Annotated in this window: 21 protein-coding genes; all 21 read left to right on the top strand. The window is 40.7% G+C overall.

Features of this window, described 5'->3' with window-relative positions; all coding sequences use genetic code 11:
- The first annotated feature begins 22 nt into the window (after nucleotides 1-22).
- The 21 genes from FS608_RS06165 (at nucleotide 23) to FS608_RS06070 (ending at nucleotide 20597) form a co-directional block, all read left to right on the top strand.
- A complete protein-coding gene (locus FS608_RS06165; protein ID WP_144548370.1) occupies nucleotides 23-1060 on the top strand; it encodes a Nif3-like dinuclear metal center hexameric protein in 1038 nt (345 codons plus the stop codon).
- 14 nt (nucleotides 1061-1074) lie between these two features.
- Nucleotides 1075-2130, top strand: a complete 1056-nt coding sequence (locus tag FS608_RS06160) for an ABC transporter substrate-binding protein (RefSeq protein ID WP_186328622.1) — start codon at nucleotides 1075-1077, stop codon at nucleotides 2128-2130.
- A gap of 19 nt (nucleotides 2131-2149) precedes the next feature.
- On the top strand, nucleotides 2150-2926 hold the full coding sequence (locus FS608_RS06155) for an ABC transporter ATP-binding protein (RefSeq protein WP_098571786.1): 777 nt from the start codon (nucleotides 2150-2152) through the stop codon (nucleotides 2924-2926).
- The gene (locus FS608_RS06150; RefSeq protein ID WP_260871590.1) at nucleotides 2913-3794 is read left to right on the top strand and encodes an ABC transporter permease; all 882 of its coding nucleotides are present in this window, start codon (nucleotides 2913-2915) and stop codon (nucleotides 3792-3794) included. Before FS608_RS06155 ends, FS608_RS06150 begins: the two co-directional genes overlap by 14 nt.
- Nucleotides 3795-3951: 157 nt before the next feature.
- Complete coding sequence (locus FS608_RS06145) at nucleotides 3952-4446, top strand: MarR family winged helix-turn-helix transcriptional regulator (RefSeq protein WP_144548368.1); 495 nt, start codon at nucleotides 3952-3954, stop codon at nucleotides 4444-4446.
- A 222-nt stretch (nucleotides 4447-4668) separates the two neighbouring features.
- Nucleotides 4669-5124, top strand: a complete 456-nt coding sequence (locus FS608_RS06140) for a CBS domain-containing protein (RefSeq protein WP_144548367.1) — start codon at nucleotides 4669-4671, stop codon at nucleotides 5122-5124.
- A gap of 100 nt (nucleotides 5125-5224) precedes the next feature.
- Nucleotides 5225-5965: a GTP pyrophosphokinase gene (locus FS608_RS06135; protein ID WP_144548366.1), complete on the top strand. Its 741-nt coding sequence runs from the start codon at nucleotides 5225-5227 to the stop codon at nucleotides 5963-5965.
- 155 nt (nucleotides 5966-6120) lie between these two features.
- A complete protein-coding gene (locus tag FS608_RS30110; RefSeq protein ID WP_186328621.1) occupies nucleotides 6121-6258 on the top strand; it encodes a hypothetical protein in 138 nt (45 codons plus the stop codon).
- A gap of 414 nt (nucleotides 6259-6672) precedes the next feature.
- Nucleotides 6673-7665, top strand: a complete 993-nt coding sequence (locus tag FS608_RS06130; RefSeq protein WP_144548365.1) for a thiamine pyrophosphate-dependent dehydrogenase E1 component subunit alpha — start codon at nucleotides 6673-6675, stop codon at nucleotides 7663-7665.
- Between the two features lie 117 nt (nucleotides 7666-7782).
- Nucleotides 7783-8811, top strand: coding sequence for an alpha-ketoacid dehydrogenase subunit beta (locus FS608_RS06125; protein ID WP_144548364.1), 1029 nt, complete (start codon nucleotides 7783-7785; stop codon nucleotides 8809-8811).
- Between the two features lie 27 nt (nucleotides 8812-8838).
- Nucleotides 8839-10071 carry a dihydrolipoamide acetyltransferase family protein gene (locus FS608_RS06120; protein WP_144548363.1) on the top strand — a complete coding sequence of 411 codons (1233 nt, stop codon included), beginning with the start codon at nucleotides 8839-8841 and terminating at the stop codon, nucleotides 10069-10071.
- Between the two features lie 16 nt (nucleotides 10072-10087).
- Complete coding sequence (gene lpdA / locus FS608_RS06115; protein WP_144548362.1) at nucleotides 10088-11467, top strand: dihydrolipoyl dehydrogenase; 1380 nt, start codon at nucleotides 10088-10090, stop codon at nucleotides 11465-11467.
- A gap of 17 nt (nucleotides 11468-11484) precedes the next feature.
- On the top strand, nucleotides 11485-12543 hold the full coding sequence (locus tag FS608_RS06110; RefSeq protein ID WP_144548361.1) for a 2,3-butanediol dehydrogenase: 1059 nt from the start codon (nucleotides 11485-11487) through the stop codon (nucleotides 12541-12543).
- Between the two features lie 234 nt (nucleotides 12544-12777).
- Nucleotides 12778-14658, top strand: a complete 1881-nt coding sequence (locus FS608_RS06105) for a sigma-54-dependent Fis family transcriptional regulator (protein ID WP_144548360.1) — start codon at nucleotides 12778-12780, stop codon at nucleotides 14656-14658.
- A gap of 755 nt (nucleotides 14659-15413) precedes the next feature.
- The gene (locus FS608_RS06100; RefSeq protein ID WP_144548359.1) at nucleotides 15414-16739 is read left to right on the top strand and encodes a phenylacetate--CoA ligase family protein; all 1326 of its coding nucleotides are present in this window, start codon (nucleotides 15414-15416) and stop codon (nucleotides 16737-16739) included.
- A gap of 94 nt (nucleotides 16740-16833) precedes the next feature.
- On the top strand, nucleotides 16834-17790 hold the full coding sequence (paaA, locus tag FS608_RS06095) for a 1,2-phenylacetyl-CoA epoxidase subunit PaaA (protein WP_144548358.1): 957 nt from the start codon (nucleotides 16834-16836) through the stop codon (nucleotides 17788-17790).
- A 25-nt stretch (nucleotides 17791-17815) separates the two neighbouring features.
- Complete coding sequence (gene paaB, locus FS608_RS06090; protein ID WP_144548624.1) at nucleotides 17816-18169, top strand: 1,2-phenylacetyl-CoA epoxidase subunit PaaB; 354 nt, start codon at nucleotides 17816-17818, stop codon at nucleotides 18167-18169.
- Nucleotides 18166-18978: a 1,2-phenylacetyl-CoA epoxidase subunit PaaC gene (gene paaC / locus FS608_RS06085; RefSeq protein ID WP_144548357.1), complete on the top strand. Its 813-nt coding sequence runs from the start codon at nucleotides 18166-18168 to the stop codon at nucleotides 18976-18978. Before paaB ends, paaC begins: the two co-directional genes overlap by 4 nt.
- A gap of 24 nt (nucleotides 18979-19002) precedes the next feature.
- A complete protein-coding gene (gene paaD, locus FS608_RS06080) occupies nucleotides 19003-19503 on the top strand; it encodes a 1,2-phenylacetyl-CoA epoxidase subunit PaaD (RefSeq protein ID WP_144548356.1) in 501 nt (166 codons plus the stop codon).
- A gap of 15 nt (nucleotides 19504-19518) precedes the next feature.
- Complete coding sequence (locus tag FS608_RS06075; protein ID WP_144548355.1) at nucleotides 19519-19824, top strand: EthD family reductase; 306 nt, start codon at nucleotides 19519-19521, stop codon at nucleotides 19822-19824.
- On the top strand, nucleotides 19821-20597 hold the full coding sequence (locus FS608_RS06070) for an enoyl-CoA hydratase/isomerase family protein (protein WP_144548354.1): 777 nt from the start codon (nucleotides 19821-19823) through the stop codon (nucleotides 20595-20597). The genes FS608_RS06075 and FS608_RS06070 overlap by 4 nt, the downstream gene beginning before the upstream one ends.

Raw genomic sequence — 20597 nt, 5'->3', positions numbered from 1 at the left:
TAAAAGTTATAGGAGGGAGAAAATGATAAATATGCAGAATGAGTGTACTATCCATGATGTGTTGCAAGCCTTGAATGTCATTACCAAAGGGCGGATGGTAATGGATTGGAATGAAATTGCCAAAGGAAGCAATCCATTTGTATTGATGAAGACGTCCAATATCCCTGGAAAAAGTGTAGTTGAAATCCCAGGACTTGTGTATGGCGATATGAATGCTCCAGTAAAAAAAATCGGAGTGGCCATGACCATGACAGAATGTGGAATTGAATTAGCGTCCGGGATGGGGCTCGATCTACTGGTCGTCCATCATCCGGTTGCGGATGCGGCCAATTCTGGCGGAGTTCCCTTCGCCCAGTACTTACCCCTTTACAATCTATCCGTGATTGAACTGCATGAAGCCTTTCATGGGCTGCATCCCGGATTAGCCTATTTACATGGACATCAGAAGCTCAAAACTGATACTAGCTTTGGAGGAATTCATGGGAATGTCTTGCACAAAGGAATTGCCTTAGAAGGAATCCAAACAGCAGGAGATATTCTGAAGCGGCTTGATGGATACATCGGACGCCAGTTTGATTCCACTTTATTAAAATCCGAACAAGAAATCCGCTCCACCGATTTTCTGGAAGAGGCGACATTAGCCAATCCAGCTGGGATTCTGAATGGGAAGGAGGACACGCCTGTCAAGCATATCCTTCACTTTTTCCCGCATACCGGGTTTACCGTCGAACATCTTCACCAAGCTCTTGACCTGTATCCGGAAACCGATACGATTATCGCAAGCATCAGCCGAGTACGGGAAGATCATCCGTTGGTCTTGGAAGCGAGACGCCTGGGGCTGACCTTTATTATCGGAAATCCACACTCAGTGGAAATCTTAGAAAATGGCCTTCCACTAGCATATGCCCTGGAATATTTGCTGCCTGAAATCGAGATTTATGTTCTGCGAGAGCGGGTTACCGCGATGCCGCTTGCCTGCGCAGGACATCAGGAGATTCAGAATTATGGAAAGGATATGGCATTAAATTATTTGGTTTCTAAGAAATCAATCAAAATTTAAGGGGGAATTAAACGATGAACAAAAAGAAAAAAATCACAGGAGTCATGATGGCCTGTTTTACCGCACTCTCGTTGATGTTAACCGGCTGTGGGAATTCCGCACAAACCACAAGCTCAAAAGAGGGTACTGTCCCAAAACAAAATGGCGATAAACTGACACAGGTTCGTTTTTCAGAAGTCATCCGTTCCATCTTTTATGCCCCACATTATATTGCCATGGAGAAAGGATTTTTCCGTGACGAGGGTCTAGAAGTGGATATGACGACTTCCCAAGGCTCGGACAAAGGGGCGGCAGCCTTACTGTCCGGAACGGCAGATATTTCGCTGGTTGGTCCTGAGTCGGCTGTGTTTATCTTTAATCAGCACGGGAAACAGTCTTTAAAGGTGTTTTATCAGCTGACGGCAACGGACGGCTCTTTCTTATTGGCACGAAACCCTAAGAGCCCGTTTCAATGGAGCGATTTAAATGGCCAAGCCGTGGTGAGCTGGAGGCCGGGAAGTTCGCCGGAGATGGTGATGTCTCAAGTACTTAAGAAGAATCAAGTCGGAAAGTCAAAACTAATCACCAATATTGCCTCCCCTGCCATGGTCGGTGCCTTCGAAAGCGGTAAAGGGGAATACATCCAAGTATTTGAGCCCCTCGCTTCTATGCTCGAGCAATCAGGCAAGGCCAAACTAGTCGCATCCATGGGGGAAGCATACGGGTCCTATCCGGAGACATCGTATGTAGCAACAAACGAATTTATGAAGAAGAATCCTGAAATTTTACAAAAGTGGTCAAATGCCGTTTATAAGGCTACCCTATGGCTGAATGAACATTCTGCTGAGGAAGCAGCTGCCGCACTTGAGCCATATTTCGAAGGAACATCTAAAGAGTTAATCCAAAAATCAGTGGAACGATATGCCAAGCAAAATTCATGGGCTAAAAACCCTGTTTTGGACCAGGCGCAATTGGATAAACTCCAGGACACATTGGTTGATAGCGGGGTACTGCCGTCAGATCAAAAGGTCAAGCATGGAGATATAGTTGAGACAACCTTTGCAGAGAAAGCCGTACAAGAAGGAAATTAAGGGGAAGGAGCTGAAAGTAATGACGCAAATCGAATTGCAGGATGTATCCTTGCATTACTTTACACCAAAAGAGGAGACAAAGGCTCTGCAACATATCAATCTCTCAATCCAGGAGGGAGAGTTCATCAGCATTGTCGGTCCGAGCGGCTGTGGGAAAAGTACTCTGCTTTCTCTCATTTCGGGGATGATTATACCGACAGAAGGAGAGGTCAGGCTTTTCGGTGAAAAAGTGAAGGAACCATCCAAGCGAATCGGATATATGCTGCAGCATGATCACCTATTTGAATGGAGAGATATATTGAACAATGTCCTAGTTGGGGCTGAAATCCGCGGAATGGATCGAAAAGAAGCGAAGGAACGTGCCTTGGATCTCTTGCACCGCTATGGTTTAGGAGAATTTGTCCATCACAGTCCGAAACAGCTTTCTGGGGGAATGCGGCAACGAGTTGCCTTAATACGAACGTTAGTTGTAATGCCGGAGATCCTGCTGTTGGACGAACCATTTTCTGCGTTAGACTATCAAACCCGTTTGAATTTATCGGATGAAATTTCCTCCATTCTGCGCGAGCAAGGGAAAACAGCTATCTTAGTCACCCATGATATCTCAGAGGCTATCTCTATGGCCGATCGAGTCATCGTGATGTCCCGAAGACCAAGTACCATTCAATCCGACTATCGAATTGAATTTGCCAATGAACACGGAAGGCCTTCTCCTTTTCATACGAGGGAGACCCCAGAATACCATACTTACTTTAATACCATTTGGAGGGAGTTGGAAGAAAATGTCCGTACCTAACCCTAAAATAATGACAGCCTCAAGCGATGTCGCAGCGGAACCTTTCATTCAGAGGACACCAAACGAAAAATCGCCCAGCATTCAATATTCATCCTATTTACGAAAGCAGCGGAATCGCAACCTATCGATTCGCTTGGCACAATGGCTAGTGCTCTTCGTGTTTTTAGGAGTTTGGGAATTAGCGGCAAACATGAGTTGGATTGATACGATGTTGACAAGTAAACCTTCCCAAATTTTTGCTTCTTTTAAAGAATTGTTAATCAAAGGCGAGATTTTGCATCACACATGGATTACCACGAAAGAAACCATCTTAGGTTTCATCGTATCTATGGTGATAGGTACGCTCCTTGCCATCCTGCTTTGGAGTTCCCGTTTTCTTTCCGAAGTGGTCGAGCCTTATATTGTCGTGCTAAATGCTTTACCGAAAGTGGCACTTGGTCCTATTTTCTACATCTGGCTCGGGGACCAGCTATCCATCTATGGAATGGCGATTGCTATCTCAATTATTGTCACCGTCATTATGGTCCACTCCGGCTTCCAGGAGATCTCGAAAGGCAAAATGAAGCTGATGGAGTCATTCGGTGCTACGCGCTGGCAAATGCTGAAGATGGTCGTTCTTCCAGCCAGCATCCCCAATTTTGTGGCGACAATGAAAGTGAATGTCGGGCTAACCCTTGTAGGTGTAATTATGGGTGAATTCCTTTCCTCCAAAGCGGGCTTAGGCTTCCTCATTACTTACGGAGGTCAAGTGTTCCAAATGAATCTAGTGATGACCAGTATCACCATTTTGGCTATTCTTTCTGTCGTGATGTACTGGTTAGTAAATATGGCCGGCAAAAAATTACAGAAAATCTACCATTTTGATTAAACTAAAATAAAAAGCGATAGATGTATACTATTTCTCCAATGAAAAATTTCTGAGCAAATTTTACACCTTTTACATGTTGCTACCATAGTAACGCGTTGACAAATAATAATAAGCCACCTTATAATTAGGTGGCTTATTATTGTGAAGGGGTGATACATTGGACAAGAATATAAATCCAAATTTAACAATGAACCCTTTTATTGGGGATCGCCACTTTGAAGTATTAATTCAACTATTGGGAGTGGCAAGAGAGTTGGAATATGAGGTAACTTCCAAGTTATCGTATTTCGGATTGTCTAATGGAAAATTAAAAGTTCTCCTATCAGTCCTAAACCATGAACGTCCTCTTAACCCTTCAGAGTTAGCTGATGAAATAGGAGTAACCAGGTCCACGATGACGGGTTTATTGGATGGTCTGGAAAAGGATGGTTTTATTAGAAGGGATATTCTCGATGACCGGAGAAAAACAGCCATTTATTTAACTGAAAAAGGAAGTAGCGTTTTAAACACATTATCGCCCTTATATAGTAACCATGTGACAAATATTTTCTCAAAGACAACCGAAGAAGAACAACAGCTCTTGGTGAATTTGCTAGAAAAAATTAAAGATGGCTTACACGAGGCAAAAAAACATAATATTTTCCCGACATAATGAATCTCTTGGAAACGGTTTGCATGGAAAAAAGCATCATGGGGCCGTTTATTCTGATAGTTAGGTGCCGTATTAGTTGTACGGTTCTAACTAAACTCTTTCAGCAGGTGTTTGTGCAGGGTATTTAAAGATATGAAGGTAATAAACGCACGTTAAAGAAAGGCCAACTAGTTACGGGTTAATGTGAAATAATTCACTAAACTTTGCATAGGAGAATAAATAATGAAAGCATATGAGATTATGATTCAACAAGTCTATAAAGTTAAGGAAAACGAATCAGTGCGATCGGTCATCGAGAAATTCATTACTTATGGTATCAGCGGACTTCCTGTGGTCAATGACAGAAACGAAATTGTTGGGTATGTGAGTGATGGTGATATCATGCGATATATTGGCAAGCATGAGGATCGATTTTTTGATACTTTTTCCTATAGCTTCACTATCCAGGGGGATGATGAGGAATTCGACGAAAGAGTACAAAGATTGCTAAATAAGAATGTTCTTGAAATTGCTAAAAGAAAAGTTCTCAAAGTTTCATGGAATGAAGAAATAGAAAATATTGCAGCCCTCTTAGGTAAAAGACAAATTAAAAAGCTGCCGGTAGAACGAAACGGGGTGTTGGTTGGGATCATTAGCCGAGGGGATGTCATTCGGCATTCATTTAAAGCCATTATTTAGGATCGTTTTGGGCAAAATAAAACAAAGGGTCTAAGATAAGATAGCAACCGTAAAACTATTTACTAATGGATTAGTTCTGTTTAAAGGAGACATTTTATTAATGGAAGAGTTAGCCCAACAGCATATGATTAAGCTAAGGAATATGAGAAACGAATTAAAACGGTTTTCATTAATGTATAAATTTGGATTGGATGAAATGAATACAAAAATAAATATTTTAAAAGAAGAATTTATTCACATCCATGAATATAACCCAATTGAACATACAAATTCGAGGCTAAAATCACCGGATAGTATTCTAAAGAAGTTGCAAGCGAAAAACCTTAATTTTTCTTTGGAATCCATTAAAGAGAATATTAAAGACATTGCAGGGATTCGGATTGTTTGTCCCTTTATCACGGATGTCTATAAAATAAGTCAAATCATTGAAAATCAAAAGGATGTAGAGTTAGTTAAAAGGAAGGATTATATAAAGAATCCAAAACCGAACGGTTATCAGAGTCTCCATCTAATTATTAAAATCCCTGTTTTTATGTCAGACAAAGTAGAAATGGTGTTCGTGGAGCTGCAAATACGAACAATTGCCATGGATTTTTGGGCAAGTCTGGAACATAAAATATACTATAAATATGACAAGGAAATACCAGAGCGGATAAAAAATGATTTAAAAGAGGCAGCACTTTCAGCTTCTGAGTTGGATTTCAAAATGGAGAAGATAAATAATGAAGTAGCTACCCTCAAAAAAAGGGGAAATGGAGAAGATGTTCCCATTTTTTTCGATGAAACACTGAATATCCCTCATACTTTAATAAAGTCAATCTTTAAAGATGAAGAAAACTAAGCGGGCTGCCAGATATGGCAGCCCTTTTCAAGCGAATTATGTAATTTAAATAAATGAAAAACATAAGCACTTTGAAAAAAATTCATGCACATATTTAAAACATACAGCATATAGTAACTTCTGTGAGAAATTTTTCTAGGAAGGAAGTAGGAACAATGAATAACATTCAATTCAAAACATCAAGGGAAAACGACTGCAAAAATGGAGGGAATGGATATAAAATTGTTGAGATCAAGGTCTCGGATCCAAGTGAAAATTTATATGCGGTTGTTTCGCCTATTAAAAAACAATAAGAGAGAATCTCTATTTAGTTGAACGGTCCTTTTTTAATATACATAGAATGATGGTTTTCATGACTAGCCCACTATGATATTTAAATAAAGTGAAAAGAAATTCAGATGCAGAGATTCAGCAGCAAGTGTCATATTCAACAATCGATAAGATGAGATCACTAGATAAGAATATATTTTCTCCAACCTCTTGCGATAAAAAGGCTAAGAAGCAAATTTACTAAGCCTTTATGGAAAATTAATTTAAGTAGCCACCTGGAAAGTAATCAAAAAGAGACAAAACGAGACAGTTGTTTCGTTTTGTCTCTTTTTTTGTACCTGAATTTTCGTTAAGGCATTGAGAATATGACTTCCGTTTTTTGGCACGGTTCTTGCATTAATAAAGTTGTAATGAATTTTTCCAGGGAGGCTGAAAAAATGAGAACGATGGATAGTAAAGATGTAGCTTTAACAAAGGAAAAAGCACAATGGATGTATCAAAAAATGCTAGAAATCCGAAACTTTGAGGACAGTGTGCATGAGTTATTTGCACAGGGAATCTTGCCAGGATTTGTTCATTTATACGCAGGAGAAGAAGCCGTTGCTGTGGGCGTTTGTGCCCATTTAACTGATAAAGATAGTATAACAAGTACCCATCGCGGACACGGTCATTGTATTGCCAAAGGCTGTGATTTAAATGGGATGATGGCGGAAATTTACGGGAAAGTAACTGGTTTATGCAAAGGAAAGGGCGGATCTATGCATATTGCCGACCTTGATAAAGGGATGCTGGGTGCGAATGGAATTGTAGGCGGTGGCTTTCCTCTCGCATGCGGTTCTGCTTTAACAGCTAAGTATAAGAAGACTGAGGATGTAAGCGTTTGTTTCTTTGGAGATGGCGCCCAAAACCACGGGACCTTCCATGAAGGAATTAATCTTGCTGCTATTTGGAATCTTCCAGTCGTTTTTGTTGCCGAAAATAACGGCTATGCAGAGGCTACTCCATTTACCTATGCGTCAAGCTGTAAATCCATTGTTGATCGGGCGATTGGATATAATATCCCAGGTATTAAGGTAGATGGAAAAGATGTTCTCGCAGTCTACCAAGCAGCAGAAGAAGCTGTTGCAAGGGCACGCCGCGGGGAAGGTCCAACACTAATTGAATGTGTGACGTATCGAAATTATGGCCATTTCGAAGGAGATGCCCAAAAATACAAAACGGACCAAGAAAAGGTCGAGCATAAAACGGATAAAGATGCCATTCTACTTTTTAGAAATCACTTGCTAAGCCAGGGGCTGTTAGCTGAAAACGAATTAACCAAATTAGAAAACTCAGTTAAAGAAGCGGTAAATCAAGCTGTGAAGTTCAGTGAAGAGAGCCCGTACCCAAGTTCTTCTGAGTTGTTAACCGATGTTTATGTGTCTTATTAAAATAGAGAACCCTGAAATTGGTGATTCAAAAAGGACGGCTTATAGGAGCAGCCCCGATTAATAAGTTTAGAATTTAGTCATTTTATTGATCGACTAATTAAAAGGAGGAATTCGATTATGGCAAGGAAATTGAGTATGTCAGCAGCGATAAATGAGGCTATGAAACTTGCAATGCGTAAGGACGAAAATGTCATTTTATTAGGTGAGGACGTGGCCGGCGGGGCTGAAGTGGATCACTTGCAGGACGAAGATGCATGGGGCGGAGTTCTAGGGGTCACGAAAGGACTTGTTCAGGAGTTTGGTCGGGAAAGAATTTTGGATACCCCAATTACAGAAGCAGGTTATATGGGAGCAGCGATGGCGGCGGCCTCAACCGGTTTAAGGCCAATTGCTGAATTAATGTTTAACGACTTTATTGGAAGCTGTTTAGATGAAGTATTAAATCAAGGGGCAAAGTTTCGCTATATGTTTGGGGGCAAGGCCCAGGTTCCAGTTACCATTCGAACCATGCATGGTGCCGGATTTAGAGCGGCTGCCCAGCACTCCCAAAGTTTATATGCTCTGTTTACTGCGATTCCGGGTGTAAAAGTGGTTGTCCCATCCACACCTTATGAAGCAAAAGGATTATTACTCGCAGCGATCGAAGATAACGATCCTGTCATCTTTTTTGAGGATAAAACACTCTATAATATGACAGGCGATGTTCCAGAAGGTTATTATACGATTCCGATTGGTAAAGCAGATATCAAGCGGGAAGGGTCAGATGTAACCATTGTAGCGGTTGGCAAAATGGTACATACTGCATTGGAAGCTGCTGAGCAACTTTCAGAGAAGGGAATTGAAGTGGAAGTCGTTGATCCACGCAGCCTGTCACCGATGGATGAAGAAACAATTCTTTCGTCTGTAGCAAAAACCAACCGTTTAATCGTTATTGATGAAGCCAATCCAAGATGCAGTATTGCTACGGATATTGCAGCACTAGTTGCCGATAAAGGGTTTGATACACTTGATGCCCCAATTAAACGAATTACGGCACCGCACACGCCTGTACCTTTCTCACCGGTCCTCGAAGATATTTATCTGCCTAAAGTAGAAACAGTTGTCAAAGTGGCAGCAGAACTAGTAGGTGTACCTCTAGAAGTATAAATCAGAGAGCGGGAAGGAGAGATCAACATGGCGGTAGAAGTTGTGATGCCGAAATTGGGAATGGCCATGAAAGAAGGCACTGTATCGATATGGAATAAAGGAGTCGGAGACCCTGTCGAAAAGGGGGAATCGATTGCAAGCGTCAGTTCAGAAAAAATTGAAATTGATGTGGAATCTCCTGCGGAAGGAACAGTATTGAAAATTGCTGTTCCCGAAGGAGAAGGGGTTCCTCCTGGGACTGTGATTTGTTATATCGGAATTCCGGGTGAAGAAGTAGCTGCTGCGTTGGCAGTCGAAGAAGCCCAAAAAACTGAAGTGGAAAATGCCACATCTGTAAATGAAAAACAAGAGTCTATCACTTCAGTAAAAGCGGCTCGGAATCGCGTGAAAATTTCCCCAGTCGCAAGGAAAATCGCGGAGGCAGCCAACCTTACTATTGAAAATATCAAAGGAACGGGGCCTGGAGGAAGAATAACAAAGGAAGATGTAGAGGCAACCATAAAAAATTCAGCTTCGCCTCAGGCAGAGGAGAAAAAGGAAACAGTCGAAACTCCGGTGAACCCAATAGAGGAGACCCAGCAAATCCCCCTCAGTGGAATCCGAAAAGTGATTGCTGGACGAATGTTTGACAGCCTGCAAAAAACAGCACAGCTAACGATTAACATGAAGGCCGATGTGACGGATTTAATGGCTTTACAAAAGCAAATAGCCAAAACTGTTCAAAATCGTTTTGATCAAAAAATAACGGTGACCGACTTTATTGCTCGTGCCGTTGTGCTCTCACTGCAGAAGCACGGCGAGATGAATAGTGCGTATATGGACGATAAAATTCATTTGTTTAGGAACGTTCATCTTGGCATGGCAGTTGCGCTTGAAAAAGGGTTAGTGGTTCCAGTCATCCGCAATGCTGAGAGTTGTTCACTTATTGATTTGTCTCGAAGTATTAAAACCCTGGCACAAAAAGCAAGACAAACTCAGCTTACTCACGAGGAAATGCAAGGTTCCACGTTTACGATTAGTAATCTCGGGTCCTATGGTGTTGAGCATTTCACACCAGTCTTAAATCCACCTGAAACAGGGATTCTTGGTGTCGGTGCTGTTTATGATACCCCAACCTATATTGGTGAAAATTTAGAAAGAAGAAGCATTCTTCCGCTCAGTTTGACATTTGACCACCGTGTACTTGATGGAGCTCCAGCTGCAGCATTTTTACAAACGATCAAGCAGTATTTAGAAGAGCCGATAACCATGCTTTTATAGAAAGAAGGGAACTCTTATGACTCTGATCGCAATTATAGGTGGTGGTCCTGCTGGATATGTGGCTGCAATTACTGCAGCCCAGCAGGGTCATGAAGTGACAATAATAGACCAGGGACCTCTTGGAGGCACATGTTTAAATGAAGGGTGCATGCCTACGAAAGCCCTCTTAGAAAGTGCTGGAGTGTACAATACACTTCAACATGCGAGTGAGTTTGGAATTCGTCTGCCTTCTGGCAGCATTGGTATCGATTGGAATTCCGTTCAGGGCCGTAAAAACAAGATTGTTTCGACACTGGTTCAAGGAATCCAATATCTAATGAGGAAAAATAAAGTGAAGGTAATAAAGGGTTCGGCGTCTTTCCTAACGAGCCGGGTTTTACGAATTGAGCATAATGGGAACCAAGAAGAGATAACTGCAGACAAAATAATTATCTCTGCTGGCTCTGAACCGATCCAGCTGCCATTTGCACCGTTTGACGGCGATTGGATCATTCATAGTGGTCAGGCGATGTCGCTACAGTCCATTCCTTCCTCATTGCTAATTATCGGCGGAGGTGTAATCGGCTGTGAATTTGCTAGTATTTATAGCAGATTGGGAACAAAAGTCACCATTGTGGAGATGGCGGATCAGCTGCTGCCAGGAGAAGATAAAGATGTAGCTACGATCTTACATAAGGAGCTTGAAAACGACGGTGTTACTATCTTTTCTTCGACTAGACTAAAAGATTTAAACAAGGATCAGAAGAAGGCGTTTATAGAAAACGATAAAGGTCTCCATGAGGTTGAGCCTGATTTGGTCCTCGTTTCGATTGGCCGCAAGCCAAGGGTAAATAGCTTGGGTCTTGAGAACATCGGCATTGATTTTTCAAGACAAGGAATTGGAGTAAATGAGCAAATGCAAACAAACATTCCAAATATCTATGCCTGTGGAGACGTTATCGGCGGGATTCAATTGGCCCATGTGGCATTCCATGAAGGAACAGTTGCTGCTTTAAACGCATGCGGAGTCGATACACATGTAAATTATCGTGCTGTGCCCCGCTGCATTTATACCTCACCTGAGATTGCCAGTGTAGGTATAACGGAAAAGCAGGCCATCGACCAATATGGTGATATAAGAGTTGGGGAGTTTCCATTCTCCGCAAACGGGAAGGCGTTAATTTCCAATGAACAATCTGGAAAGGTAAAGGTGTTAGTTGAACCAGAGTATGGGGAAATTGTTGGGGTTTCGATTGTCGGTCCCCACGCCACCGAACTGATAGGGCAAGGTACCGTCATGCTTCATGCTGAGTTGACAACGGATAGTTTGGAACAATTTATTGCTGCCCATCCAAGTCTTTCTGAGGCAATCCATGAGGCATTACTTAGTGCCGTTGGACATGCAGTTCATGTTTAAGAAAAGGAGAAATGATTATGAAAGCTGCTCTTTGGTATAACCAAAAAGATATAAGAGTCGAAAACATTCCCGAGTCTTCGGTTGAAAAAGATCAGGTGAAAATAAAAGTATCCTATTGTGGCATTTGTGGTTCGGATTTACATGAATATTTGGCTGGCCCTATTTTTGTCCCGGTAGAAGAGCCCCATCCAATTTCTATGGATAAAGCTCCAATTGTTATGGGGCATGAATATGCCGGGGAAGTGACAGCAGTTGGGGAAGCTGTAATAGGTATTAAAGTAGGTGACCGAGTATGTGTAGAACCCATTTACAGCTGCGGGAAATGTTCTTCTTGCCAGAAAGGTCACTATAATGTTTGTGAACAATTAGGTTTTATTGGTCTGTCCGGAGGCTTGGGCGGTTTTTCAGAATATAGCGTTGTACCATCAAAGATGGTGCATAAAATCCCAGACCATATGTCATGGGAACAAGCAGCGCTTGTTGAACCAACAGCTGTTGCCGTTCACGCGGTTCGCCAAAGTGATATGAAGATTGGGGATTCAATCGCCGTAATCGGTACAGGACCCATTGGATTATTAGTTATTCAAGCTGCTAAAGCGGCAGGAGCTAGTCAAATTATTGCGGTAGAGGTTTCAGCAGAACGCCGTGAGATTGCTAAACAAGCTGGAGCACACATCGTCATTGATCCTACCGAAGTAAATCCGGTTGAATCAATAAAAGAATATACAAATGGACTTGGGGTTGATGTAGCATTTGAAGTAGCTGGAATCGAAGCCACTATTAATACAGCGATTGAGTCGACAAAATCAGAAGGTAATGTGGTGAATATCAGCATATGGGAAAAGCCAGCCAGAATTCCAGTAAATAATTTTATTTTAACTGAGAGAAAAATGACTAGTATCATAGCTTATCGCAACATTTTTCCGCAAGTTATTCAACTTATCGCCAATGGGCAAATTCAGGCAGCAGAATTAGTAACTAAAAAAATATCTATTGATCAAATCGTTTCTGAAGGATTTGAAGCATTAACTAAAAACAAGAACCAAATTAAGATACTTGTAGATCCTTCACTTTAATATTCTATTAAGTTATCAAACTACGTGTTTATTGCGCGTAGTTTTTTTAATTTTCTATATAATGACAATTGTATGATTGAAAGCGCATTCTCTGTTTTGTATAATTAGAACTGTACTTCTAAACACCACGTTTGACGGATTTCTACTAATACTCCTTTTTTCTTCGCAAGATTTACAAAAGTAATCTATAAAAAATTACTGTAGAAAATAGTTCCTATGGTTACAGGAGGGTTTATGAATACAACTTTCTATTTTGATGCTTGGAAGCGATTTGTTAAAGAAGGAATTCTTGATTCAGCACGGTTGAACAAACGAATTTCGGAATCCTGGCACCGCTGTAAAAAAGAAAAGGTAAACCCTTATTTAAATAAAGGCCTGGATTTATTATCAAAAGAAGAACTGGATGCCAAAAAAGAAAAGAATTCTCTGCTGATCGAAATAGCCTCCCCCTATATAAAAAAGATGGATCAGGCAATAAAAGATTCTGGAATGATGGCACTTTTGGTCGATCCGGATGGATATGTTCTATCTTTAACAGGAAACAAACAAACCTTATCCGATGCAAGAAAAATTAATTTTGTTGAAGGGGTGCGCTGGACTGAGGCGGAGGTCGGTACAAATGCAATAGGGACAGCGTTACAGACAAAAGAAGCGGTAACTATTAATGGGGCTGAGCATTATTCCGTCGCTTCCCATCAATGGAGCTGTTCCGCCACACCTATTTTTCACGATAATGGAAATCTAATGGGCGTCATTGATGTTTCATGCCCAGTTAATTATTCTCACCCCTTTATGCTTGGAATGGTCACTTCGATTTCTTATGCCATTGAAAAAGAAATCAGCAAGCGGGCCTATTTAGAAGAAATAACACTTTTCCAGCAAGCAAGCCATCTGGCAGAGACCTATCAAAACCAGTTCTTTCTGGTATGTAATCAAAAACAAATGATCATATCCGCGAGTAAACCGCTTCGCGAAAGGTTCCCTCAATCGATCGGAATGAACCTGTACGAACTATTACATAACGGATACCAAATTGATGCTGAAATGCCTTTTCATTCGAAGGAAAACAACAGGATCATCGGAAGCTGCTATTTTATTTCAGAAGTGCTAACACATCGTAAAAACGTATCAATTCAAGTACAAAGCCATTCAAAACCCTTTATCTTTAAAGGAGAGTGTGGAACGAGTGAGGTTTTTCAAAATACGTTAGCCAAGGTTAAGCTTGTAGCTCCAACAGATACCACCGTGTTTATTTCAGGTGAAACCGGTTCTGGAAAAGAGCTGATTGCTCGGGCAATTCATGACAACAGCCCCCGAAAGGATGGCCCATTTATTTCATTAAACTGCGGAGCGATTCCGAAAGAACTTATGGAAAGTGAGCTTTTTGGCTATGTCGAAGGGGCTTTTACCGGAGCAAGGCGGCAAGGATATAAAGGGAAATTTGAACAGGCTCAGAAGGGGACGATCTTTCTTGATGAGATAGGTGAAATTCCGCATTCCATGCAAGTGGCCTTATTGCGTGTACTTCAGGAAAAGAATGTTTCCCCGATTGGGAGTACGAAGGAAATCCCATTGGATGTTCGTGTTATTACAGCAACCCACCGTGATATTACGAAACTTGTAGAGGACGGAATTTTTCGGGAAGACCTCTATTACCGTTTGAACGTTTTCCCAATTGAAGTTCCTTCTCTTAGAAAAAGAAAAGAAGATATCCCTCACCTTATCAGGTATTTCTGTAAAAGAAATGGATGGAACATCCCTAATATGGATGATCTATCTTCTAGATTGAAAGACTATGAATGGGCAGGAAACATAAGAGAATTAATAAACGTTTTAGAGCGGCTGTACATTATGTCTCTTGATGAACAGTCAAGTCAGAATATTTTTGTTAATAGCTTTGATTCTTTAATAATAAGACATCCATCCAGTTCTTTGTCAAATTCTCAAGTAAATAAAGACGATGCTGAAAAGAAGTTAAATGCCCGAGAAAAAATACAAAAGGACCTAATGGTGGATGCATTAATAAAGACAAAAGGTAATGTAACCGCAGCCGCGAAATTACTAGAAATACCAAGGAGTACTTTTTATAAAAGGCTCCAAAAGTTTGGAATGTAAGGATAACTAAGAATGCCATAAAGGCGGATTTTTGTATTGTCCTAACGGGGTGCATTTCAAGAAGAAAGAGGGTGTCCCAAAAATATAATTTTTAGATGCACCCTCTTTCTTTTGTAGAAACAGTATAAAACGAATCTACCAATGGATATTCAAGTATTAATCAATTAATATTGAAATAAATAGAAGCTCATTCTAACTTATGTTTGGATGAGTTTTTTATAAAATTTTGGATGGTTAATAAAAGGGGTACCCAAGTGAAATTTTATTCATTGGGTACCCCTTAATCTATACAACACTTTCGTAGTCCAATCCTCACAATTCCAAATATCGGTGTTCAAACAGATACAGGCCAAGATCAAATTGGAACCGGGGAATATCAAATATGGAAATGCAAAAAAAGACGCAGCATAAGGCTGTGTCTTTTATGATTTAATGGTTCTCTCAATTTAGTTTGATTAAAAACATTTAGCTTCTTGTTTATCCGTATAAGGCGTGTTATTTAGGAACGTGTCTTTTCATGTAATGGGAGGTTAGTGGAATAATAATGATGAAAATTCATTTTTATTTATAAAGTTTTTTATTATTTTCACTATTATAATATTTGAAATATTTACAACGTTTGTTACATGTGATACCTTATAAATATAAAGTGTAACAAAAATCACATCATTAACAAAAAATCAGTTACATGTTTTACATCAATAAGTTTTTTGTAAGCGTTTAAAAGGATGGAATCTATCAAAGGGGATGGAGTAATGATTATTCATGACGTTGAAACGTATTCAAAAGAGGAAATGAAAGCGCTGCAATTGGAGCGGTTAAAGGAAACGGTAAAAAGAGTAACTGCTAAAGTACCTTTTTATCAAGAAAGGTTTAATGAACTTAATATAACAGTAGAGGATATCCAAACTATAGAGGACGTTAGAAAACTGCCATTTACAAAAAAAGAAGCTTTGCGTGAAAATTACCCTTTCAACTTATTTGCGGCTGACAAGAAAGACATCATTCGCATTCATGCTTCTTCTGGTACAAGCGGAAAGCCAACGGTAGTGGGCTATACGAAGAATGATATTGATAATTGGGCAGATATGGTTGCCCGTGCCATTGCAATAGCTGGTGGAGAGCCAGATGGAATATTTCAGAATGCTTACGGATATGGATTATTTACAGGTGGATTAGGGATTCATTATGGGGCAGAAAGACTTGGCATGGCAACAGTTCCGATCTCCGGAGGGAATACAGATCGTCAAATTACTGTCATTGAAGACTTTAAGCCAACTGTCATTGCTGGAACACCTTCCTATATTTTGAAAGTTGCTGAAGAAATGGAGGATTTGGGGAAAGATCCAAAAAACAGCTCTTTAAAATTTGGTATCTTTGGGGCAGAGCCATGGTCGGAAGAAATGCGTAAAGTTTTAGAAGAAAAGTTGGGGATTAAAGCCTGTGATATCTATGGTTTGAGTGAAGTAATGGGGCCGGGAATAGCGATGGAATGTCATGAAGCGCAAAATGGATTACATATTGCGGAGGATCATTTTATCGTGGAAGTTATCAATCCGGATACACTTGAACCTGTAGCTGATGGTGAAGAAGGCGAATTGGTTTTCACTAGCTTAACGAAAGAGGCATTTCCGGTTATACGTTATCGTACAGGAGATATCGCTTCTATTACGAAGGAAAAATGCAAATGTGGCAGAACAACCACACGAATGTCACGTGTGAAGGGCCGTATCGATGATATGCTCATTATACGCGGAGTAAATGTCTTCCCGTCTGAGATTGAACATTTTTTAATCCAAATCGAGGAGCTCGCACCGCATTACCAGGTTCGCCTGCGTCGAGAAGGAACGTTGGATGTGGTGGAATTACATGTGGAAATTACTGAAGAGTTTTACCAACAAGTAAATAACAACATGCAGCATGAGCATATTCAATTTATTATGAAAAAAGTACAGCATTCGATGAAAAATAACTGTTTGGTGAGCATGAAGGTAAGAGTTCTTGCTCCAAGAAGTATTCCTAGATCTGAAGGCAAAGCAGTCCGCATTGTGGATGAACGGAAAGTTGCAGCTACTGTATAAAATATTAAATTTTTAAAAAATTGTTTGATTTTTAATATAACAGTAATTTATAATATCGTTATAGAAGTGTTATACGAAAGGGAGGGAATAGACGATGTCTAATCTCACAGAAACATTAACTGAGGCGGAAAAGTTAGAACAATTTATGAAGCGCATTGAAGCGGGGGAGAAGATCGAAGTAGACGATTGGATGCCCGATGAATATAGAACAGCACTTATTAAATTAATTTCTATGCATGGAATGAGCGAAATAATGGGAGCGCTTCCTGAAAAAGAATGGGTACCGAAAGCACCTTCTCTTCGTCGGAAACTCGGTATTATGGCAAAAGTACAGGATGAGATGGGACACGGGCAATTATTACTGCGTGTAGCAGAAGACTTGTTAAAGCCTTTCGGAAAATCAAGAGGCGACTTAATGGAAGACCTATTTGAAGGGAAGCTTAAGTTCCACAACGTGTTTCATATGCCAGCGCCAACTTGGGGGGATGCAGGCTTAATCGGCTGGCTGGTAGACGGAGCGGCGATTATCACTCAAACGGATATGCTGGGCGCTTCCTACGGCCCATATGCAAGAGCACTCCATCGCATTTGTGCTGAAGAAGTGTTCCATGCACAGCATGGAGAATCCATCATCATCGCTCTGGCGGAAGGAACTGAAGAGCAAAAGGCCTTGATTCAAGAGGCACTAAACCGTTGGTGGGAGGCTTTGCTCATCTTCTTTGGACCAGCCAGCAGCACTACGATGGGCAGCTCGAAACAAGATGTGACCATTAAATACAAGATTCGTACAAAAAACAATGAAGAACTGCGTCAAGCCTTCTTTACGAAATATATTCCGCGAATCTTATCATTAGGATTAACGATTCCGGATCCAACGCTCCATTATGATGAGGAAAAGCAACAATGGGTATATGAACAGCCTAATTGGGATGAGTTAAAGAAAATCAGTAAAAACCAAGGTCCGCGATCTCAAGTTCGTCTGAACCTTCGCCGGAAATCTTATGAAAGTAACGCTTGGGTACGGGAAGCATTAAGTGCAGCGATTCGCTGAGAAGCAGAAGGGAGTAGATGGAAAAATGGAAAATAACCAGAAAACATTTTATCAAGAGTATGAAGTGTTTAGTAAACGTACACCTAGCTCTGCGTTCCAGCATCAATTCAGCTTGCTCGCTCCAAACGCAGAAATGGCTTTGATTATGGCTCAAGAAAATTTTATGCGCCGTGAACCGGTTGCTGATATCTGGGTGGTTAACAGATCCGACATTCGAGCGTTAGCGCCAGAAGAAAAGCAAATATTAAATCGTTTAGATAATAAAGATTACCGTACAACCAAAGGTTACGGTTATTTAAAGAAAAAATGGCGTCATTACGAACAGAAGATGCTTGATGAAAAAGAAATATTGTCATGGGCAGGGGGAAAAGACAAATGAGTGAAGCAGCAAAAACTTTAAGCCCAGAATTTAAAGAGGCATTGGTTGAATTATTATTTCAGCTGGCAGATGATGATTTCTTTTTTGCTTACCGAGGTTCTGAATGGCTTGGATTAGCTCCGCATATTGAAGAGGATGTGGCTTCTTCCTCCATCAGCCAGGACAGCATGGGGCATGCGACAATGTTCTATACCCTGTTGGAAGAATTAGGATTAGGGAAAGCCGACGATTTAGCTCATGCTCGTCCTGCGCATGAAAGAAAGAATAGTATTTTAGTAGAACGCTTAAACGGCCCAGGTCATTATATGGAAGATGCGCAATATGATTGGGCTTACGCGGTAGTAAGAAACTATTTCTACACACAAGCGAAGAAAGTGAAAATAGACTCGTTGAAACAAAGCACATACGGCCCGCTGGCAGAAGTAGCCGTGAAAGTAAATATGGAACTTTACTATCACTTGCTTCATTGGAAAACTTGGTTTGTCCAGCTTTTAAGTACAACAGAAGAAGCGAAAGAGCGAATGATGCAGGCCATGGACAAAGTAATGAGTGACTTTGATGATGTATTTTCATTAGGGCATCATGCTGAACAAATGAAGCAATTTGGCTTGATTGAGGAAGAAAGCGTTTTAAAAGAAAAATGGACTATTGCCCTTTCTGGTATATTTGAATCCCTAGAGTTAGAAATTCCTAGAAAAGTAAATCCTCAAAGCCAAAATGGACGCAACGGAGAACACACAAAAGAATTAGAGGATGCGTTATCAACACTAGGTGAAGTATACAACCTCGATCCTGTTGCGCCTTGGTAATCAATCAGAAAAGAGGTGTAAATAATGATAGCACCCTTGCATATAACACAGGAAGACGTGTTAAGCATATTGGAAAATGTAAAAGATCCCGAGATTGATACAGTAAGTATCATTGATTTAGGAATGGTGGAAGAAGTTTCCATCCAAAACAGTGATATATCGATTAAAATATTGCCGACCTTTTTAGGCTGTCCGGCTTTAGAGTTTATTAAAAACAATATTGTTTGTGCGGTGAAAGGGCTTCCGGCTGTTGAAGAAGTTTCGGTGGAGTTTGTTCAATCCCCGCCATGGACATCAGACCGTATCACGCAAAAAGGACAACAGGGGCTAAAGGCGTTCGGAATAGCCCCTCCTCCAAAACAGATGGAGGAAGACGGCACTTGGCATGTAGACTGTCCGTACTGTGGATCTACTTATGTAACATTGGAAAATATTTTTGGACCGACCGCATGCAGAAGTATTTTGTATTGCAAAAGCTGCAAAAACCCATTTGAGGCAATGAAGCCGATTTCAAATTTAATGTAAAGCGAGGATACAACTATGGTGAAAATGATTGCATTATATAAACATCCTGAAAATAAAGAAGCATTTGACGAGCATTACTTTAATGTTCACGGTCCAATTACAGAGAAGATTCCCGGCCTTCGCAAAATGGAAGTAACCAAAATCACCGGCTCTCCTATGGGTGGAGAAGGAGAGTACTACTTAATGTGTGAAATGTATTACGACGATTATGAAGCGCTTAAGCAAGGCATGCGTTCTGCAGAGGGTAAGGCTTCTGGAAAAGATTTAATGGGCTTTGCTGGAGAGCTTGTAACATTAATGATAGGTGAAGAAGTGAAATGATTAGTTTCCAATTTATCGAAACTTCCATTATAGACGGGGTAGGATTAATTGAACTAAACCGCCCGAAGCAATACAATGCATTAAACCGCAGAATGGTAAGAGAAATTGTCGAAGCGATTGAATCATTTGATCAGCAGGATGAAGTGGTCACAATATTAATTACCGGAAAAGGACGTGCCTTTTCAGCAGGTGCTGATATTGATGAAATGGCAAATGATGATTCCATCCGTTTAGAGCTGTTAAATCAGTTTGCCGATTGGGACCGTTTAGGTCTTATCAAAAAACCGATAATAGGCGCGGTGAAAGGATTTGTGTTGGGCGGAGGTTTTGAGCTAGCGCTTTGCTGCGATATGTTAATTGCAGCAAGCGGCACTGAATTTTCATTCCCGGAAGTCAATATTGGTGTAATGCCAGGAGCCGGAGGCACACAACGTTTAACGAAGCTTGCTGGAAGAACAAAAGCGCTGGAATGGCTTTTGACTGGGGATAGAATTTCGGTAGAACAAGCGCAGGAGCACGGAATCGTTAATCGGATTGTTGCTGAAGAATTATTGATGGAAGAAGCGATGAAGTTTGCTAATAAGTTAGCAAAACAACCTCCTTTATCATTACGTCTTATTAAAGATTCGGTAAATAAAGCGGTGGACCATTCCTTATACGAAGGAATGCAGTATGAACGAAAGAATTTTTACTTATTGTTCTCATCACAAGATCAAAAAGAAGGAATGCAGGCTTTCATAGAAAGAAGAAAACCGCACTTCAAAGGAAGATAA

This window comes from Bacillus sp. X1(2014) (assembly GCF_007678255.1).
Note: the sequence above shows the minus strand (reverse complement) of the source record. Positions and strands in the feature narration are given on the sequence as shown.

Excerpts from the sequence above, each read along its gene's own strand:
- FS608_RS06120 (WP_144548363.1), top strand. The coding sequence starts at position 8,839 with ATGGCGGTAGAAGTTGTGATGCCGAAATTGGGAATGGCCATGAAAGAA.
- FS608_RS06155 (WP_098571786.1), top strand. The coding sequence starts at position 2,150 with ATGACGCAAATCGAATTGCAGGATGTATCCTTGCATTACTTTACACCA.
- paaD (WP_144548356.1), top strand. The coding sequence starts at position 19,003 with ATGATAGCACCCTTGCATATAACACAGGAAGACGTGTTAAGCATATTG.
- FS608_RS06165 (WP_144548370.1), top strand. The coding sequence starts at position 23 with ATGATAAATATGCAGAATGAGTGTACTATCCATGATGTGTTGCAAGCC.
- FS608_RS06140 (WP_144548367.1), top strand. The coding sequence starts at position 4,669 with ATGAAAGCATATGAGATTATGATTCAACAAGTCTATAAAGTTAAGGAA.
- paaB (WP_144548624.1), top strand. The coding sequence starts at position 17,816 with ATGGAAAATAACCAGAAAACATTTTATCAAGAGTATGAAGTGTTTAGT.
- FS608_RS06130 (WP_144548365.1), top strand. The coding sequence starts at position 6,673 with ATGAGAACGATGGATAGTAAAGATGTAGCTTTAACAAAGGAAAAAGCA.
- FS608_RS06070 (WP_144548354.1), top strand. The coding sequence starts at position 19,821 with ATGATTAGTTTCCAATTTATCGAAACTTCCATTATAGACGGGGTAGGA.
- FS608_RS06110 (WP_144548361.1), top strand. The coding sequence starts at position 11,485 with ATGAAAGCTGCTCTTTGGTATAACCAAAAAGATATAAGAGTCGAAAAC.
- FS608_RS06135 (WP_144548366.1), top strand. The coding sequence starts at position 5,225 with ATGGAAGAGTTAGCCCAACAGCATATGATTAAGCTAAGGAATATGAGA.
- paaC (WP_144548357.1), top strand. The coding sequence starts at position 18,166 with ATGAGTGAAGCAGCAAAAACTTTAAGCCCAGAATTTAAAGAGGCATTG.
- FS608_RS30110 (WP_186328621.1), top strand. The coding sequence starts at position 6,121 with ATGAATAACATTCAATTCAAAACATCAAGGGAAAACGACTGCAAAAAT.
- FS608_RS06150 (WP_260871590.1), top strand. The coding sequence starts at position 2,913 with ATGTCCGTACCTAACCCTAAAATAATGACAGCCTCAAGCGATGTCGCA.
- FS608_RS06105 (WP_144548360.1), top strand. The coding sequence starts at position 12,778 with ATGAATACAACTTTCTATTTTGATGCTTGGAAGCGATTTGTTAAAGAA.
- paaA (WP_144548358.1), top strand. The coding sequence starts at position 16,834 with ATGTCTAATCTCACAGAAACATTAACTGAGGCGGAAAAGTTAGAACAA.
- FS608_RS06075 (WP_144548355.1), top strand. The coding sequence starts at position 19,519 with ATGGTGAAAATGATTGCATTATATAAACATCCTGAAAATAAAGAAGCA.
- FS608_RS06125 (WP_144548364.1), top strand. The coding sequence starts at position 7,783 with ATGGCAAGGAAATTGAGTATGTCAGCAGCGATAAATGAGGCTATGAAA.
- FS608_RS06160 (WP_186328622.1), top strand. The coding sequence starts at position 1,075 with ATGAACAAAAAGAAAAAAATCACAGGAGTCATGATGGCCTGTTTTACC.
- lpdA (WP_144548362.1), top strand. The coding sequence starts at position 10,088 with ATGACTCTGATCGCAATTATAGGTGGTGGTCCTGCTGGATATGTGGCT.
- FS608_RS06100 (WP_144548359.1), top strand. The coding sequence starts at position 15,414 with ATGATTATTCATGACGTTGAAACGTATTCAAAAGAGGAAATGAAAGCG.